Here is a 15,168-nt window from a genome sequence, read left to right as displayed (position 1 = left end):
GTCTCCTCGGCTCGCGCGATGCGGGCATGTCTCGGCTGTGCGCGGGGGTGCGCGCTCGTCCTGCGGGGACACCCCTGCCCGTCCCCGCTCCCCACGCGTCGGGGCGGCTTCGGGGGGCACTGTCGAAGTCCTGCCGTGGGGCGGGGACACGGCGGAGTGTCCCCGCAGGACGAGCGCGCACCCCCGCGAACAGCCGAGAAAGGCAGTACCGCGCGAGCCGAGGAGACACTCCGGCGGGGCACCGCCCCACACCACCCAGCCCCGCCGGCGCTTGAGGCGCGGGGTCCGGGGCGGAGCCCCGGAACCACCGACCGGCCGGAGCCGCCGGAGCCGAACGGCTACCGCGCCGCACCCAACGCCCGCGCCAGCACCACCGGCGCCTCGGCCAGCGAGGGCCCGTACCAGGTCAGGTGCCGGCCGCTGAGCAGCGCGGCCGGCAGCCCCGGGAAGGCCTCCGGCCCGTCCTCGGCGGTGAAGCGGTACGGCTCGTCCGGCAGCACCACCAGATCACAGCCGGCCCCGGCGAGTTCCTCCACCGGCACCCGCGGATACCGCTCCGCATGCGCGGCGTAGACGTTGCGCACGCCCAGCCGTGCCAGCAGGTCCCCGGCGAAGGTGTCCCGCCCGAGCACCATCCACGGCCGCCGCCAGATCGGCACGAAGGCGGTGCGCGTACCGGCCGGCGGCTCCACCCGGCCCCACGCCCGCTCCGCGTCCGCCAGCCACCCGGGCCTCGTCAGCCCCAGCGCCCCCACGAGCACCCGGTCCAGTTCCCGCAGCGCCTGCGGGAGGTCCCGTACCTCGGTGACCAGCACCTCGACCCCGGCCGCGCGCAGCGCCGCCAGGTCGGGGGCCCGGTTCTCCTCCTCGTTGGCGATGACCAGGTCCGGCCGGAGCTCAGCGATCGCCGCCACGTCGGGGTTCTTCGTCCCCCCGACGCGCACCGCGCCCCCGAGGTCCGCGGGGTGTGTGCACCAGTCGGTGACCCCGACCAGCCGCCCCGGCGCGCTCACGGCCACCGCCTCGGTCAACGAGGGCACCAGCGAGACGATCCGCCGCACGCCGGTCAGTGTCCCGGCGACGGGGGCTCGGAGGTCGCGTGGATGTGCTCGCCCACCGCGACGACGAGGATCCGGGTGTCCTCGGTGACGGCCCGCCAGCGGTGGCGCACCCCGCCGGACAGGAACAGCGCGTCCCCGCTCTCCAGCCGGTACGCCCGCCCTTCCGCTTCGACCTGACAGGCACCCTCGACCACGTACATCAGTTCGTCGTTGCGGTGCTGGTACTCGCGTCCGGCGTCCTGGTCCCCGGTGAACTCCATCGCGTGCAGCTGGTGGTGTCCGCGGACCAGGGGGCGGACGCCCGGGGCCGGGGTGAGCCCGGAGGCGTCACCGGCCCGTACGAGGTCCACCGTGCGCGCGGTGTCGGAGGCGGCCAGCAGCTCGACGGCCGTGGTCTCCAGGGCGTCCGCGACCCGCTCCAGGGAGCGCATGCTGGGCCGGGCCCGCTCGTTCTCTATCTGACTCAGGAAGGGCACCGACAGGCCGCTGCGCGCCGACACGGCGGCCAGCGTGAGATGGAGCGCGCGGCGCCGCTTGCGCACGGCCACGCCCACCCGGAGCGGCTCCTTGCCGTCCTTGTCCTTGCTCTTGTCGTCCCTGTCGTTCAGCTTGCCGTCCATGCCATCGGTGCCGTCGATGCCGTCCCTGTCGTTCATGTCGGGGCTGCCCTCCCCATGTCTGTCGCACATCGGTGTGCTGTAAGCACCTTACGCAGCAACCGCCTCCGGTTTCGCGTGCACGGCTCTTCCCGTACACATGCGCTCACTGTCCGTCGCGGCGCGGGGTGTCCGAGCGGCCGGGACATCCGCCGGGGTGCGTTGCGGCATCATCGACTCCGTGACGACACGACGCCTGATGCTCCTGGACACCGCCTCCCTCTACTACCGCGCCTACTTCGGTGTGCCGGACTCGGTGAAGGCCCCCGACGGCACCCCGGTCAACGCCGTGCGCGGGCTGCTCGACTTCATCGGCCGGCTCGTCCAGGACCACCGGCCGGACGATCTGGTGGCGTGCATGGACGCCGACTGGCGGCCGCACTGGCGGGTGGAGCTGATCCCCTCCTACAAGGCGCACCGGGTGGCCGAGGAGACGGAGACCGGCCCGGACGTGGAGGAGACCCCGGACACCCTCGCCCCGCAGGTGCCGATCATCGAGGCGGCGCTGGACGCCTTCGGCATCGCCCGGGTCGGGGTCGCCGGGTACGAGGCGGACGACGTGATCGGTACGCTCACGGCCCGCGCGAGCGGCCCGGTGGACATCGTCACCGGCGACCGGGACCTGTACCAGCTGGTGGACGACGCCCGGCAGCGTCGGGTGCTGTACCCGCTCAAGGGCGTGGGCACCCTGCAACTGACCGACGAGGCGTGGCTGCGTGAGAAGTACGGGGTGGACGGCCCCGGTTACGCGGATCTGGCACTGCTGCGCGGCGACCCGAGCGACGGCCTGCCGGGCGTCCCCGGCATCGGCGAGAAGACGGCCGCCAAACTCCTGGACGCCTACGGCACCCTGGCCGGGATCATCGCGGCGATCGACGACCCGAAGTCGAAGCTGACCCCGACCCAGCGCAAGCGGCTGGACGAGTCCCGGCCCTATCTGGCGGTGGCGCCCAAGGTGGTCCAGGTGGCCACGGACGTGCCGTTGCCCGCGTTCGACCCGGCCCTTCCGACGGCCCCGGCGCAGCCCGAACTGGTGGATGCGCTAGCCCATCGGTGGGGTCTGGGAGGCGCGGTCACTCGCCTGAGCAGCGCGCTGCGCCCATGAGGTGATAACTTAGGTAAGGCTAAGTTTCATGGAGTCAGGGGAGTCACCGTGGCAGAAGGACGCGCCCGCACCGTCGGCACCGCCGTCGTCGTACGCACCGAGCGGCTGTCGCCGCACATGGTGCGGCTCGTGCTGGGCGGTGAGGGCCTCCGGGAGTTCGGCGCGGGCGAGTACACCGACCATTACGTGAAGCTGCTGTTCGCCCCGGCGGGCGTGACCTATCCCGCGCCGTGGGACCTGGACCGGATCCGCGCGGACTTCCCCCGGGCGCAGTGGCCGCGCCAGCGGGCGTACACGGTCCGCGGCTGGGACCCGGTGCACCTGGAGCTGACCCTCGACTTCGTGGTCCACGGCGACGAGGGCCTGGCCGGCCCCTGGGCGGCGCGGGTGCAGCCGGGCGAACTCGTACGCTTCCTCGGCCCGGGCGGCGCCTACGCCCCGGACCCGGTGGCCGGCTGGCACCTCCTGGTGGGCGACGAGAGCGCCCTGCCCGCGATCGCCGCCGCGATGGAGCGGATGCCTGCGGGCGCGAAGGTCCACGCCTTCGTGGAGATCGACGGCCCGGCCGACGAGCTGAAGGTCGCCACCCCGGACGGCATCGTCCCGATCTGGCTGCACCGCGGCGACCGCCCGGTCGGCGAGGCCCTGGTGGAGGCCGTCACGTCCATGGAGTTCCCCTCCACGGACGTCCACGCCTTCGTCCACGGCGAGGCCGGCTTCGTCAAGGAGCTGCGCCGCCACCTGCGCATGGAGCGCGGTGTCCCGCGCGAGCGCCTGTCGATCTCGGGCTACTGGCGCCTGGGCGAGACGGACGAGGGCTGGCGCGCGATCAAGCGCGACTGGAACGCCACGGTGGAAGCCGAACAGGAACACCGCGCCGCTGCCTGAAGGTTTTTCCCCGCCGACGTTCGAGGCGCGGGTTCGGGGGCGGAGCCCCGGTCCTTTCAGCCTCGCCGGCGTTCCGGGCGCGGGTCGGCGGAGCCCCGGTCCTTCCAGCCTCGCCGGCGTTTGAGGCGCGGGGGTCCGGGGGCGGCGCCCCCGGCAACGGCGCCGCACGCGCCCACCGCAGGACGGCGACGGGCGCGCCGCGGCCACCGGCAGGACAATGACCCCATGCGCAAGCTCTCCGCCCTCGGAGCAGCCGGGGCCGCGGGCCTCCTGACCGCGGCGATAGGCGTCACGGCCATCGCCACGGGCACGGCCACCGCCGCGCCCACGCCGCCCCCCGCCCCGAAACCCCAGATCACGGACGCCGCCGTCGACAAGGCCGTCGCCCGCCTCGACCGCACCGTCGAGGACATGATGCGCCGCACCGGCGTCCCCGGCGTGTCCGTGGCAGTCGTCCACGACGACAAGGTCGTCCACATCAAGGGCTACGGCCTCCGCAGGACGGGCGAGAGCGCCACGGTCGGCCCCGACACCGTCTTCCAGCTCGCCTCGGTGTCCAAGCCCGTCTCCTCCACGGTCGTGGCCGGCGCCCTCACCGACCCCCAGGAATGGGACGACCGCACCGTCCTGCCCGGGTTCTCCCTGAAGGACCCCTGGGTCACCGACCACGTCACCGCCGCCGATCTGTTCTCCCACCGCAGCGGCCTCCCCGACCACGCCGGCGACCTCCTCGAGGACCTCGGCTACGACCAGGCGTACATCCTCGACCACCTGCGGCTGGAGCCCCTCTCCCCGTTCCGGGCGAGCTACGCCTACACCAACTTCGGTCTCACGGCCGCCGCCGAGGCCGTCGCCCGCGCCAAGGGCACCAGCTGGCAGAAGCTCAGCGCCGACACCCTCTTCAAGCCCGCCGGCATGACCCGCACGAGCACCGAGTTCGCCGACTTCATCAACGCCCCCGACCACGCCTCCACCCACGTCAGGAACGCCGACGGCACCTGGAGCCCCCGCTTCGTCCGCAACCCCGACGCCCAGTCCCCGGCCGGCGGTACCAGCTCCACCGCCACCGACATGGCGCGCTGGCTGCGACTGCAGCTCGCCGGAGGCACCCTCGACGGGAAGCGGATCATCCCCGCCGACACCCTCGCCCGGACCCACCTGCCCGAGATCGTGTCCCAGCCGACCAACGCGATCGGCACCACCAGCTTCTACGGCCTCGGCTGGAACGTCGGCTACGACCAGGCCGGCCGCCTGCGTCTGAGCCACTCCGGCGGCTTCGAACTCGGCGCCAACACCAACGTCACCATGCTGCCGCTGGAGCAGCTCGGCATCGTCGTCCTGACCAACGGCGCCCCGGTCGGTCTGCCCGACGCCGTCGCCCTGGACTTCTTCGACTACGCCGAGCACGGCAAGGTCTCCACCGACTGGCTCGCCCTGGCCGCCTCCGCCTACGCGGCGGCCCTCGCGCCCCCGAACGGGTCGAGCACCGACTACGCGCACCCGCCCGCCGGTGCGCGGCCCGCCCGGGACAGCGCCGCGTACACCGGAACCTACGACAACCCCTACTACGGCAAGGCCACCGTGACCGCCGACGACAACGGCGCGCTCACCCTCGCCCTCGGCCCGAAGCCCCTGCGCTTCCCGCTGACCCACTACGACGGGGACACCTTCAGCTTCGTGACCGCAGGCGAGAACGCGGTCGGCCGCACCGGAGTGATCTTCGCCGACGGCACCCTGCGCGTGGAGTACCTCGACGCCGACCACCTGGGCACTTTCACCCAGCAGTAGCCGCATAGCCTGTTCTCCGATGAGACGCAGAGCCCAGCCACCGACCTCGCCCCTCCCCCAGCGCGCCGGCATCGACCCGGTGCGACTGCGGCTCCCGCCCGACCCGGAGGGAACCTGGCCGGATCTCGGCGACTACCTCGCGGCGCGCTACGCCGGCACCCGCGGCGCCGATTCCGTGGCCCGCCTGCTGGCCGCGGGCCGGGTACTGGGCCCCGGCGGGCGGGTCCTGCGCGCGGAGGACCCGTACGAGCCGGGCGCCTATCTGTGGTTCCACCGGGACATGGAGCCGGAGCCGCGGGTGCCTTTCCCGATCTCCGTCGTCCATCGGGACGCGCACCTGCTGGTCGTGGACAAGCCGCACTTCCTGGCGACGACCCCGCGCGGCTCCCACATCACCGAGACCGCCCTGGCCCGGCTCCGCGCGGAGCTGGACCTCCCCGACCTCAGCCCCGCGCACCGGCTGGACCGGCTGACGGCGGGGCTGGTGATGTTCAGCGTCCGCCCCGAGGACCGCGGCGCCTATCAGCTGCTCTTCCAGCGGCGCGAGGTGCACAAGGAGTACGAGGCCCTCGCACCCCACGACCCGGCGCTCGCCCGCACCCTGCCGCGTACGGTCCGCAGCCGGATCGAGAAGGCCCGCGGGGTCATCGCGGCGGTCGAGGTGCCGGGCGGCGAGCCCAACGCGGAGAGCCTCGTCGAACTCGTCGGCTCCCGGGGCGGACTGGGTCGCTACCGGCTGACCCCGCGTACCGGCCGGACCCATCAGTTGCGGGTCCACATGAACAGCCTGGGCCTGCCGATCCTCGGCGACCCGGTGTATCCGCAGGTCACCGATCCGGCTCCGGACGACTACCGCACGCCTTTGCAACTCCTGGCCCGGGTGCTGGCGTTCACCGACCCGGTGACCGCGCGCGTGCACCGCTTCGAGAGCGGCCGCACCCTCCAGGCCTGGGACGACCGCGCGGGCTGGGAGGCCGGCACGGCCGGTTGAGCGGGTGGGGCGAGGTCGCGCGCCGATCCTTCTCGACGTCCGAGCCCTCGACCGGGCCGAACGGTGAGGATCAGCAGCGCACTTCTTGGGGAGGCGGTCATCCGCCGGGGTTGCCGTGCCGGAGGTCGAGGACGATGTCGGCGGCGCGGGCGATGACCGGGGCACGGGTGGTGCCGGGGTGGTCGGCGGCGAGGAAGTGGCTACCGATGGCCGCGCAGAAGGCGAGCAGGGCGCGGGCCTCGACCTCGTCGGGGTCGTCGCAGAAGGTGCCGATCGCGTCGCGCGCCAACTGCATCCGCTCGTTGTCCACGCGGCGCAGGCGTTCCGCGACGGCGGGGTCGCGGCGGGCCCAGTCGCGGATGGCCAGATCGATGGGCAGCAGGCGGTCGCTGGAGAAGGTGAGCCGACCTGCCAGGCGGACCTTGTCCCGCGCGTCGCCGCCCTCCCGCTCGACCCGGTCGATCACCTCGTCCACGCTCTCGCGCTCCCAGGTGTCCAGCATCTCGGCCAGGAGCGCGTCGCGGTCGGCGAAGTACCCGTAGAAGCCGCCCTTGGTCACTCCCAGCGCCTTGGCGAGCGCCTCGACCCGGACGGCCTCCGCACCGCCTGCGGCCAGTGCCCGCAGTCCCTCCTCGACCCACTTCTCGCGCGGTGTGCGCAATGCGCCCATCTGTGGCCCACCTCACCCTGTCCGACCGGTTGTACGAAGCCGTACAACAGGTCTAGCCTCGCGTTGTACGGCATCGTATAACCCGAGAGAGGACACCGTCATGTCATTCGGTTTCGTTGCCTTCCACTACCCGGCCCCCGAGCACGTCGATGCGTTCGTCGCCGAGTGCCATCGGGTCGCCGAGGCGATACGGCAACAGCCGGGCTTCCTGTCCGTCGGGGTCTGGGTCACCCCGGACGGCGCCGCCGTCGTCACCACCGGCACGTTCGAGTCCGAGGACGCCTTCCGGGCGACGGCCGGCCTCGCCCGCGAGATGGGTGCCACGCCCGACGGCCTGAGCGACCTGGAGACAAGGCCCCGCGAGGTCCACTTCCTCGCATCGCGGTAGGAACGCCGCGCCCGGCCAGGGCCGCCCCGGCACGCGACCGCTCAGCCCTGGAGGCGACCGACGCCCGCGATCCGCAGCGCGGCGTCCGCGGTGGCTTCGGCGAAGGCCACGGGCGGCCGCGCCGGATCCGTGCGGTGGATCAGCATGACGCCCTCGATGAGACCGAAGACCAGATCGCCCCGGAGCGTCAGTCCCGCCTTGTCCCCCGCGAGTTCGGCGCCGACGCGGGTTCCGGCGAGCAACACCCGGTAGGCGTCCTTGAGTTCTCCGCGCATCCGACGGAACCGTGCGAGGCGCGAGCCGCCGAGCTCGGGGAGCAGGTAGAGCGCGCCCAGGTTGTACGGTCCGCCGCACAGGAGCAGGACGTCGGAGCGGCACAGCTCCCACAGCCGCCGTGCGGCGCACCGCCCCTCGTCCGCGAGGAGTTGCCTGGCCAGCACCAGCGAGGGTGCGACCGTGGACTCCAGCAGTTCGGCGAGGAGCTCCTCCTTGCCGCCGAAGTAGTGGTACATCGTGGCCTGGCGCATCCCGGCCCGCTCCGCGACGGCCCGCGTGGTGGTCGCCGCGTATCCCTGGTCGGTGAACAACTCGGCCGCCGCGCAGAGGAGTTCCTCGCGCGGCGGCCGGCCGCTCTCCGGTCGCAGCCGGTCGGCGCGTGGCCGACCGACCCGTCTCGGACCATCGTCCGCTTCCCCGCTCATGACATCGATCGTCGCACAGAGCACGCCGATTCGATCATGGCAAGAGATCAGATCGAGCCATCCCCACTCTCGGAGGAAGCCCCAAAACCGCCTAGCCGACCGAACTGTAGGCCACTACACCCCGAAGCAGTGCGTCCACGGCCTTGCGGGCATTGCGCGCCACCGTGCTCCCGCTGTCGCCGGAGGCCGCCGGAGCCGCCGCCGCGACCTGCCCGAGCACGTCGATGACCTGCTTGCACCAGCGCACGAAGTCACCGGCCGGCATCTCCGCCTCGCGCAGCACCTCGTCGAGGCTCTTGTCGGAGGCCCACTGGTACGCCGCCCACGCGAAGCCGAGGTCCGGCTCGCGCTGGCCCACGCCCTCCGCCTGGTTGATGCGGTGCTCCTCCTCCAGCGCGTCGAGCCGGCCCCAGATCCGGACCATCTCGCCCAGCGCCTCCTTGGCCGCGCCGCCCGGCACCTTCGGGGCGACCGCGTCGTCGGACTGCCGCGCCTCGAAGACCAGCGCCGAGACACAGGCCGCCAGTTCGGCCGGGCTCAGCCCCTCCCACACCTTGGCCCGCAGGCACTCGGAGGCCAGCAGGTCCAGCTCCCCGTACAGCCGGGCGAGCCGCTTGCCGTGCACGGTGACCTCGTCCTCGCGCAGGTAGTCCAGCTCGGTCAGCAGGGCGTGGATCCGGTCGAAGGTGCGGGCGATGGTGTTCGTCCGGCCCTCGATCCGCCGCTCCAGCTGCTGGGTGTCCCGCTTGAGCCGGTGGTAGCGCTCCGCCCAGCGGGCGTGGTCCTCGCGCTCGTCGCAGCCGTGGCAGGGATGCGCCCGCAGCTCGGACCGCAGCCGGGCGATCTCGCGGTCGTCCGCGGCCGCGGCCCGGCCGCGGGAACGCCGCTCCGGCGTGATGTGCCCGGCCTTGGTCCGCAGCTGGGACGCCAGGTCCCGACGGGACTGCGGCGAGCGCGCGTTGAAGGTCTTGGGGATCCGCATCCGGTCGAGCGCCTCCACCGGGACCGGGAAGTCGATCGCGGCGAGCCGCTTGACCTGCCGCTCGGCGGTGAGGACCAGCGGGCGCGGGCCCTCGGCGTACTCGTGCCCGCGGTGCCCGTTGACCCGCCCGGCCGGCACGCCCGGGTCAAGGACCAGCGCGAGCCCGGCGAACTTGCCCGTCGGCACGTGGATGATGTCGCCCGGCTTGAGCTTCTCCAGCGAACTGGCCGCCTGCACCCGGCGCTGCGCGGCGCCCTGCTTGGCCAGGTCCGTCTCACGGTCCTTGAGGTCACGGCGCAGCTGCGCGTACTCCTCGAAGTTCCCCAGGTGGCAGGTCATGCCCTCCTGATAGCCCGCCAGACCCTCCTCGTTGCGCTGCACCTGCCGGGAGATCCCGACGACCGAGCGGTCGGCCTGGAACTGCGCGAAGGAGGTCTCCAGCAGCTCGCGCGAGCGGTGCCGCCCGAACTGGCTGACCAGGTTCACGGCCATGTTGTAGGACGGCTTGAAGCTGGAACGCAGCGGATACGTACGGGTACCGGCGAGCCCGGCGAGACCCGCCGGATCCATGCCGCGCTGCCAGAGCACGACCGCGTGGCCCTCGACGTCGATGCCGCGCCGCCCGGCCCGGCCGGTCAGCTGCGTGTACTCGCCGGGGGTGATGTCGGCGTGCTGCTCGCCGTTCCACTTGACCAGCTTCTCCAGGATCACCGTGCGCGCGGGCATGTTGATGCCCAGCGCCAGGGTCTCCGTGGCGAAGACGGCCTTGACCAGGCCGCGGACGAAGAGCTCCTCCACGACTTCCTTGAAGGTGGGCAGCATGCCCGCGTGGTGCGCGGCGATGCCCCGCTCCAGGCCTTCGAGCCACTCGTAGTACCCCAGGACGTGGAGGTCCTCGGTGGGGATGGACGCGGTCCGGGACTCGACGATCTCGCGGACCCTGAGCCGCGCCGATTCGTCGTTCAGTCGCAGGCCCGCGTACAGGCACTGCTGGACGGCGGCCTCGCAGCCGGCCCGGCTGAAGATGAAGTTGATGGCGGGCAGCAGCCCGTCGTTGTCGAGGCGGGCGATGACCTCGGGGCGGGACGGGGTCCAGATCCGGCCGCGGGAGCGCCGCTCGCGCTCGCGGTCGGCCTCGCGGACCATCTTTCCGCGCCGCCGGTCCTTCGGACTGTAGGTGCGGCTGTTCTCCTCGCGGGCCATGCGCAGCAGGTCGGGATTGACCTCCCGGCGCGCGGAGCCTCGGCCGCCGTGGTCGGACTCCTCCTCGAAGAGGTCGTAGATCCGGCGGCCGGCCATGACGTGCTGCCACAGCGGAACGGGCCGCTCCTCGGAGACGATCACCTCGGTGTCCCCGCGCACGGTGTCCAGCCAGTCGCCGAACTCCTCGGCGTTGGACACGGTGGCCGACAGGGACACCAGGGTCACCGACTCGGGGAGGTGGATGATCACTTCCTCCCAGACGGCGCCGCGGAACCGGTCGGAGAGGTAGTGGACCTCGTCCATCACGACGTAGCCGAGGCCGCGCAGCGACTGGGAGCCCGCGTACAGCATGTTGCGGAGCACCTCGGTGGTCATCACGACCACCGGCGCCTCGGAGTTGACGCTGTTGTCGCCCGTCAGCAGGCCCACCTTGTCGGCGCCGTAGCGCTTGACGAGGTCGGCGTACTTCTGGTTGGACAGCGCCTTGATCGGCGTCGTGTAGAAGCACTTGCGGCCCTGCTGGAGGGCCAGGTGCACGGCGAACTCGCCGACGATGGTCTTGCCCGAGCCGGTCGGGGCGGCGACGAGGACGCCTTTGCCGGCCTCCAGCGCCTTGCATGCCTCGACCTGATACGGGTCCAGGTCGAAGTCGTACATCTCGCGGAAGGGGGCCAGGGCGGAGGCCTCTTCGGCGGCGCGGATCCGGGCAGCGGCGTACCGCTCGGCGGGTGAGAGTTCTTCGGTCATCTTGTTGTCGAGCCTACCCGCCACCTCTGACAACAGTCGCGATCATTTAGGCGAGCAGCCGGACGGCCCGGGGAACGCATTCGGCGCTCACCGGCAGCACCCCCAGCGGCTCGCCGTCCGCGTACGCGGACAGGCCCACCGCCTCCAAGGTGATCTTCCTGGCCCGGTGGACGGTCACCTTCGGGTGGCCGAGGTGGCGGCCCTTGTAGACCTGCGGGAACACCTTCAGCAGGGTGGTCCGGCTGCAGTCGCCGACCACCGTGACGTCGAAGAGCCCGTCGTCGGGGACGGCGTCCGCGCAGATGCGCATGCCCCCGCCGTAGGTGGATCCGTTGCCGACGGCCACCAAGGTGGCCTCGGTCTCGATCACCGGCCCGTCGTCCAGGGTGATCCGGTACGGGAACGGCCGGAAGGCGGCCAGCTCCGCGATCATCGCCAGGTCGTACTTGAACCGGCCGACCGGCAGCCGCATCCGGTTGCCCCGGTCGTTGACCCGTGAGTCGAAGCCGGAGCACAGGACCGTCCCGAACCACTTCTCGTAGTCGGCGCCGGCCACCCGGCCCAGGTCGATCTCCCGGATCCGGCTCTCCTTGACGGCTTCGGCTGCCAGCTGCCCGGCCCGCGCCGGCTCCCGTACGGGCAGGCCCATCGCCCGGGCGAAATCGTTGCCGGTGCCCACAGCGACCACCCCGAGCGGCACGGGTGTCCCGGCCAGGGCCTGGAGCGCCAGGGAGACCACTCCGTCGCCGCCCACCGCGATCACCGCACCGGTGCCCTCACGGACGGCGGCCGTGAGCCGGGCCAGCGCGTCCGGCGCGTCGGCGCCCACGACGGTCCGTACGGAGAAGCCGGCCGCCCGGACAGCCGAAGCGGCCGGCTGCGCGGCGTGCGCGCCCCGGCCGCGTCCGGCGGTGGGATTGACGAAGAGGGTGACCTCGTGACTCATCCTCGGGAATGTACCGGAGCCCTTTCCCGGGCCTCGGTCGCCCCCGGGTCGGGCGCCTCCCGGCCGTGGCCGGGGGCGCACCGGTCAGGTGGCGTCGTCGTAGCCGTTGATCCGCTGGCGTCCGCCGTCGGCCTGCTCGGGCAGCGCGGCGGGAGCCGGGACCGACTCCAGATCGCCGATCGGCGCCGGGGTGAGGTCCAGCTGGGAGGCCTCGTCGTCGCTCAGGCCCGCGTCGGGGTCGTTGCGCCTGCGCCTGCGGTCGTTGAGGAGACAGAGGCCGAGGGCGGCGAAGTAGAGGGCCACGATGGGCACGGCCAGCGCGAGCATCGTCGGCGGGTCACCGGTGGGGGTCGCGAAGGCGGCGAAGATCGTGATGCCGAGGACCATGCCCCGCCACCAGCTCGCCAGCCGCTTGCCGGTCAGCACCCCGGTGAAGTTCAGCAGGATCAGCAGCAGCGGCAGCTCGAAGGCCAGGCCGAACACGATCACCATGCGGGTGACCAGGTCGAGGTAGTCGTCGACCGGCAGCAGGTTGCGCGCGTGGTCCGGGGTGAACTCGAGCATGATCGTCGCGGTCTGCGGGAGGATCTTGTACGCGAGCACCGCGCCGGTCAGGAAGAGGGGTGCGCCGACGGCGACGAAGCTCCGCGCGTACTTCTTCTCGTGGCTGTGCAGCCCGGGCGCGGCGAACGCCCACAGCTGGTACAGCCACACCGGCGCGGACAGCACCACACCGGCCATCAGGGAGACCTTCAGGGCGATCGAGAACGCCGAGATCAGACCGTTCACGGTCATGTCGGCGCAGGGGCGACCGTTGCGCTGGGTCACCACACCGTCGGTGCAGCCGACGGAGTCCAGCATCGGCTTCAGCAGGAAGTTGATGATGTCCCGGTAGAAGAACGCGGCGACGATCGTGATCACCACGATCGCCACGACCGACTTCAGCAGGCGGTTTCGGAGCTCACGCAGGTGCTCGACGAGAGGCATGCGCCCTTCGGCGTCCTTGGCCTGTCGTTCTTTCTTCTCCTGCTTGCGGGCAGAGTTGAGCAACCCACGTCCCTTGTCTCGTCGCAGATGACTGGCGTGTACGGCGGGTGTCAGCCCTGGGCGGTGCGGTTCGGCTCGCTCACCGGACGCGAGCTGCTGACGTCACCCGGCGCGGCCTGGATGGTACGCGGGGCGACCGGCTGCTGGGCGGACTGGTCCGCGGGCGCGGCGGGGGCGGCGTCGTCGCTCTCGCCGTCCTTCTTCATGGCCTTGGCCTCGCTCTTGAGGATGCGGGCCGACTTGCCGAGGGAGCGGGCCATGTCGGGGAGCTTCTTGGCACCGAACAGCAGGATGATGAGTCCGACGATGACGAGGATTTCCCAACCCCTGAAGTTGCCCATAGGTGTCTTCCTTCTCTCCGAGGTTCACAGCACGCCGGACGGGCGCCTAGGACTTGCTCTACCGAGGATCGTAACCCCAGGGGGTTAACGCCCGGCAATCCCCGGGGGTCCTCACGCTTGCACTCGGGCAGGTTCGCAATGCCCCCGTCACACACATTCGTCCCGGCGGACGACATCGGCTACGGACGTACGCCGTGTCCCGCCCGGGCCAGGTCGACGGCCGCCCGCTCCAGATCCGCCGAGGCGTCGGTGATCCGGCGGCTGGCCTGCGCCACCTGCGAGGCCAACCTGCGCACCTCCATGTACACCCGTACCGCGAGCACCGCGAGCACGGCCACGCCGAGGAAACCCAGGACAATTGCGAACATCGGCCACAGCATGGGCCGAGCCTAGGCCACCCGCCGGGTCAGATGCTGCGCAGGGTGCTCACCCCACCGCCGGTGAGCAGCTCCACGATCCGCTCGCCGGCCGGTTTGCGTACGGCGGCACCGCATTCAGGGCAGGTGAAGGAGTAGAACGTGGTCCGCCGGCTGCCGCCGATGGCCAGCCGCAGGGCGGCCGCGTCCAGCTCGAAGCGGGCACGGCAGTCGGGACAGGAGGCCTTGAAGGCGACGGGCCCGGACGTTGGCGACATCGACCGCGATCCCCTCAGACCTGTTCCCCGTACCCCGCCAGTGCCTCCCGGGCGGCGCTGCGCGCGCTGTCCGCCAGCTCGGCCGGAGCCACGATCCGGCCCTCCCGACCCAGCCGCAGCGCCAGCCGGCGCAGCGAGGCCGGGTCCGGGCTGCGCAGGGTGATCCGCAGACCGCCCCCGGTCAGCTCCTCCGCGCTGTCGTGCGGGTAGTACTCGGCGACCCAGCGTCCGCCCGGCTCCACCTCGACCACGACCTCCGGGTCCTCGGCGGCCGGCTGGACCAGGCCCTCGGACAGGTCACGCGGCTCGATGGCGGGCGGCTCGGCCCGCTCGTCCAGCAGCCGGATCTCCGCGACCCGGTCGAGGCGGAAGGTGCGCCGGGCCTCCGAGAGGTGACACCAGCCCTCCATGTACGTGTGCCCCACCGCGAACAGCCGGATCGGGTCGACCTTGCGCTCGGTGAGCTCGTCCCGCGCCGGCGAGTAGTAGCGCAGCCACAGCCGACGGCGCTCCGCGATGGCCCGGTCGACGTCTGCGAAGACCCCGCCCTCGGACTCGAAGGTCACCGACAGCCGGGAGCTGGCCCCGGCCACCTCGCCCGCGGCCGCCTCCAGCTTGGCGGTGGCCCGCAGCAGGGCGTCCCGGTCGCTCTCGCGCAGCCCGGGCAGCGTGGCCACCGCACGGGCGGCCACCAGCAGCGCGGTCGCCTCGTCGGCGGCCAGCCGCAGCGGCTCCGCCGTGGACTCCCCCGAGGCGTCGGGGTTGCGCCACCAGATGCGCTCCCCGTCGGTGTCGATGTCGAGCAGGTCCCCGCCCCGGAAGCTCGTCCCGCACATGGGCAGCACGTCGAGGTCCGAGATCAGCTCGTCCTCGGTGATCCCGAAGGCGCGCGCCACGTCCGCGACGTGCGCACCGGGGCGCTCGCGCAGGTAGGTCACCAGGGACAGCATCCGGCGGGTCTGGTCGATGGCGTTGGCAGCCATGCTGGTACGTCTCCCCCTCAGGGCACATCTGTGGATG

At 72.3% G+C, this 15,168-nt stretch carries 16 protein-coding genes; 5 read left to right on the top strand and 11 right to left on the bottom strand.

What is annotated here, in order from left to right; translation table 11 throughout:
* Positions 1–338: 338 nt before the first annotated feature.
* Together ACWG52_RS29625 and ACWG52_RS29620 are read right to left on the bottom strand one after the other, a co-directional pair.
* The gene (locus tag ACWG52_RS29625) at positions 339–1,061 is read right to left on the bottom strand and encodes a helical backbone metal receptor (protein WP_389817908.1); all 723 of its coding nucleotides are present in this window, start codon (positions 1,059–1,061) and stop codon (positions 339–341) included.
* A 5-nt stretch (positions 1,062–1,066) separates the two neighbouring features.
* Positions 1,067–1,681 (bottom strand): helix-turn-helix domain-containing protein, encoded by a 615-nt coding sequence (locus tag ACWG52_RS29620; RefSeq protein ID WP_051763982.1) that lies wholly within the window; start codon positions 1,679–1,681, stop codon positions 1,067–1,069.
* Positions 1,682–1,916: 235 nt separating this feature from the next.
* Here ACWG52_RS29620 and ACWG52_RS29615 point away from each other — a divergent pair, with 235 nt between their 5' ends.
* The 4 genes from ACWG52_RS29615 (at position 1,917) to ACWG52_RS29600 (ending at position 6,489) form a co-directional block, all read left to right on the top strand.
* The gene (locus tag ACWG52_RS29615) at positions 1,917–2,822 is read left to right on the top strand and encodes a 5'-3' exonuclease (protein WP_389817981.1); all 906 of its coding nucleotides are present in this window, start codon (positions 1,917–1,919) and stop codon (positions 2,820–2,822) included.
* A gap of 48 nt (positions 2,823–2,870) precedes the next feature.
* Positions 2,871–3,710 (top strand): siderophore-interacting protein, encoded by an 840-nt coding sequence (locus tag ACWG52_RS29610; protein WP_389817911.1) that lies wholly within the window; start codon positions 2,871–2,873, stop codon positions 3,708–3,710.
* Positions 3,711–3,935: 225 nt separating this feature from the next.
* On the top strand, positions 3,936–5,498 hold the full coding sequence (locus ACWG52_RS29605) for a serine hydrolase (RefSeq protein ID WP_390141599.1): 1,563 nt from the start codon (positions 3,936–3,938) through the stop codon (positions 5,496–5,498).
* A gap of 19 nt (positions 5,499–5,517) precedes the next feature.
* Positions 5,518–6,489 carry an RluA family pseudouridine synthase gene (locus ACWG52_RS29600; protein ID WP_389817917.1) on the top strand — a complete coding sequence of 324 codons (972 nt, stop codon included), beginning with the start codon at positions 5,518–5,520 and terminating at the stop codon, positions 6,487–6,489.
* A 97-nt stretch (positions 6,490–6,586) separates the two neighbouring features.
* On the opposite strand, the gene ACWG52_RS29595 is transcribed toward ACWG52_RS29600, so the two are convergent.
* Complete coding sequence (locus tag ACWG52_RS29595) at positions 6,587–7,159, bottom strand: TetR/AcrR family transcriptional regulator (protein WP_389817920.1); 573 nt, start codon at positions 7,157–7,159, stop codon at positions 6,587–6,589.
* Between the two features lie 100 nt (positions 7,160–7,259).
* On the opposite strand from ACWG52_RS29595, the gene ACWG52_RS29590 reads away from it, so the two are divergent.
* Positions 7,260–7,547, top strand: a complete 288-nt coding sequence (locus ACWG52_RS29590; protein ID WP_389817922.1) for an antibiotic biosynthesis monooxygenase — start codon at positions 7,260–7,262, stop codon at positions 7,545–7,547.
* 41 nt (positions 7,548–7,588) lie between these two features.
* On the opposite strand, the gene ACWG52_RS29585 is transcribed toward ACWG52_RS29590, so the two are convergent.
* From ACWG52_RS29585 to ACWG52_RS29550, 8 genes are all read right to left on the bottom strand, one after another.
* Positions 7,589–8,248, bottom strand: a complete 660-nt coding sequence (locus ACWG52_RS29585) for a TetR/AcrR family transcriptional regulator (protein ID WP_033226503.1) — start codon at positions 8,246–8,248, stop codon at positions 7,589–7,591.
* Positions 8,249–8,339: 91 nt separating this feature from the next.
* A complete protein-coding gene (locus ACWG52_RS29580) occupies positions 8,340–11,180 on the bottom strand; it encodes a DEAD/DEAH box helicase (protein ID WP_389817926.1) in 2,841 nt (946 codons plus the stop codon).
* 46 nt (positions 11,181–11,226) lie between these two features.
* Positions 11,227–12,126: a diacylglycerol kinase gene (locus ACWG52_RS29575; RefSeq protein WP_389817930.1), complete on the bottom strand. Its 900-nt coding sequence runs from the start codon at positions 12,124–12,126 to the stop codon at positions 11,227–11,229.
* 84 nt (positions 12,127–12,210) lie between these two features.
* On the bottom strand, positions 12,211–13,176 hold the full coding sequence (tatC, locus tag ACWG52_RS29570) for a twin-arginine translocase subunit TatC (RefSeq protein ID WP_033226507.1): 966 nt from the start codon (positions 13,174–13,176) through the stop codon (positions 12,211–12,213).
* Between the two features lie 47 nt (positions 13,177–13,223).
* A complete protein-coding gene (gene tatA / locus ACWG52_RS29565) occupies positions 13,224–13,514 on the bottom strand; it encodes a Sec-independent protein translocase subunit TatA (RefSeq protein WP_389817935.1) in 291 nt (96 codons plus the stop codon).
* A 179-nt stretch (positions 13,515–13,693) separates the two neighbouring features.
* On the bottom strand, positions 13,694–13,894 hold the full coding sequence (locus ACWG52_RS29560; RefSeq protein WP_033226509.1) for a hypothetical protein: 201 nt from the start codon (positions 13,892–13,894) through the stop codon (positions 13,694–13,696).
* Positions 13,895–13,920: 26 nt separating this feature from the next.
* Complete coding sequence (locus tag ACWG52_RS29555; protein ID WP_030723389.1) at positions 13,921–14,148, bottom strand: CpXC domain-containing protein; 228 nt, start codon at positions 14,146–14,148, stop codon at positions 13,921–13,923.
* Between the two features lie 14 nt (positions 14,149–14,162).
* Positions 14,163–15,131, bottom strand: a complete 969-nt coding sequence (locus tag ACWG52_RS29550; protein ID WP_030723386.1) for a helix-turn-helix transcriptional regulator — start codon at positions 15,129–15,131, stop codon at positions 14,163–14,165.
* Positions 15,132–15,168 lie beyond the last annotated feature (37 nt).

This window comes from Streptomyces sp. CLCI03 (assembly GCF_053615355.1).
This window is presented reverse-complemented; position numbering and strand designations above follow the sequence as displayed.

What these genes read in the sequence shown, in the direction of transcription:
- ACWG52_RS29620 (WP_051763982.1), bottom strand. Translation starts at nt 1,681, where the DNA reads ATGGACGGCAAGCTGAACGACAGGGACGACAAGAGCAAGGACAAGGAC.
- ACWG52_RS29615 (WP_389817981.1), top strand. Translation starts at nt 1,917, where the DNA reads ATGCTCCTGGACACCGCCTCCCTCTACTACCGCGCCTACTTCGGTGTG.
- ACWG52_RS29605 (WP_390141599.1), top strand. Translation starts at nt 3,936, where the DNA reads ATGCGCAAGCTCTCCGCCCTCGGAGCAGCCGGGGCCGCGGGCCTCCTG.
- ACWG52_RS29600 (WP_389817917.1), top strand. Translation starts at nt 5,518, where the DNA reads ATGAGACGCAGAGCCCAGCCACCGACCTCGCCCCTCCCCCAGCGCGCC.
- ACWG52_RS29595 (WP_389817920.1), bottom strand. Translation starts at nt 7,159, where the DNA reads ATGGGCGCATTGCGCACACCGCGCGAGAAGTGGGTCGAGGAGGGACTG.
- ACWG52_RS29590 (WP_389817922.1), top strand. Translation starts at nt 7,260, where the DNA reads ATGTCATTCGGTTTCGTTGCCTTCCACTACCCGGCCCCCGAGCACGTC.
- ACWG52_RS29585 (WP_033226503.1), bottom strand. Translation starts at nt 8,248, where the DNA reads ATGAGCGGGGAAGCGGACGATGGTCCGAGACGGGTCGGTCGGCCACGC.
- ACWG52_RS29580 (WP_389817926.1), bottom strand. Translation starts at nt 11,180, where the DNA reads ATGACCGAAGAACTCTCACCCGCCGAGCGGTACGCCGCTGCCCGGATC.
- ACWG52_RS29575 (WP_389817930.1), bottom strand. Translation starts at nt 12,126, where the DNA reads ATGAGTCACGAGGTCACCCTCTTCGTCAATCCCACCGCCGGACGCGGC.
- tatA (WP_389817935.1), bottom strand. Translation starts at nt 13,514, where the DNA reads ATGGGCAACTTCAGGGGTTGGGAAATCCTCGTCATCGTCGGACTCATC.
- ACWG52_RS29560 (WP_033226509.1), bottom strand. Translation starts at nt 13,894, where the DNA reads ATGCTGTGGCCGATGTTCGCAATTGTCCTGGGTTTCCTCGGCGTGGCC.
- ACWG52_RS29555 (WP_030723389.1), bottom strand. Translation starts at nt 14,148, where the DNA reads ATGTCGCCAACGTCCGGGCCCGTCGCCTTCAAGGCCTCCTGTCCCGAC.
- ACWG52_RS29550 (WP_030723386.1), bottom strand. Translation starts at nt 15,131, where the DNA reads ATGGCTGCCAACGCCATCGACCAGACCCGCCGGATGCTGTCCCTGGTG.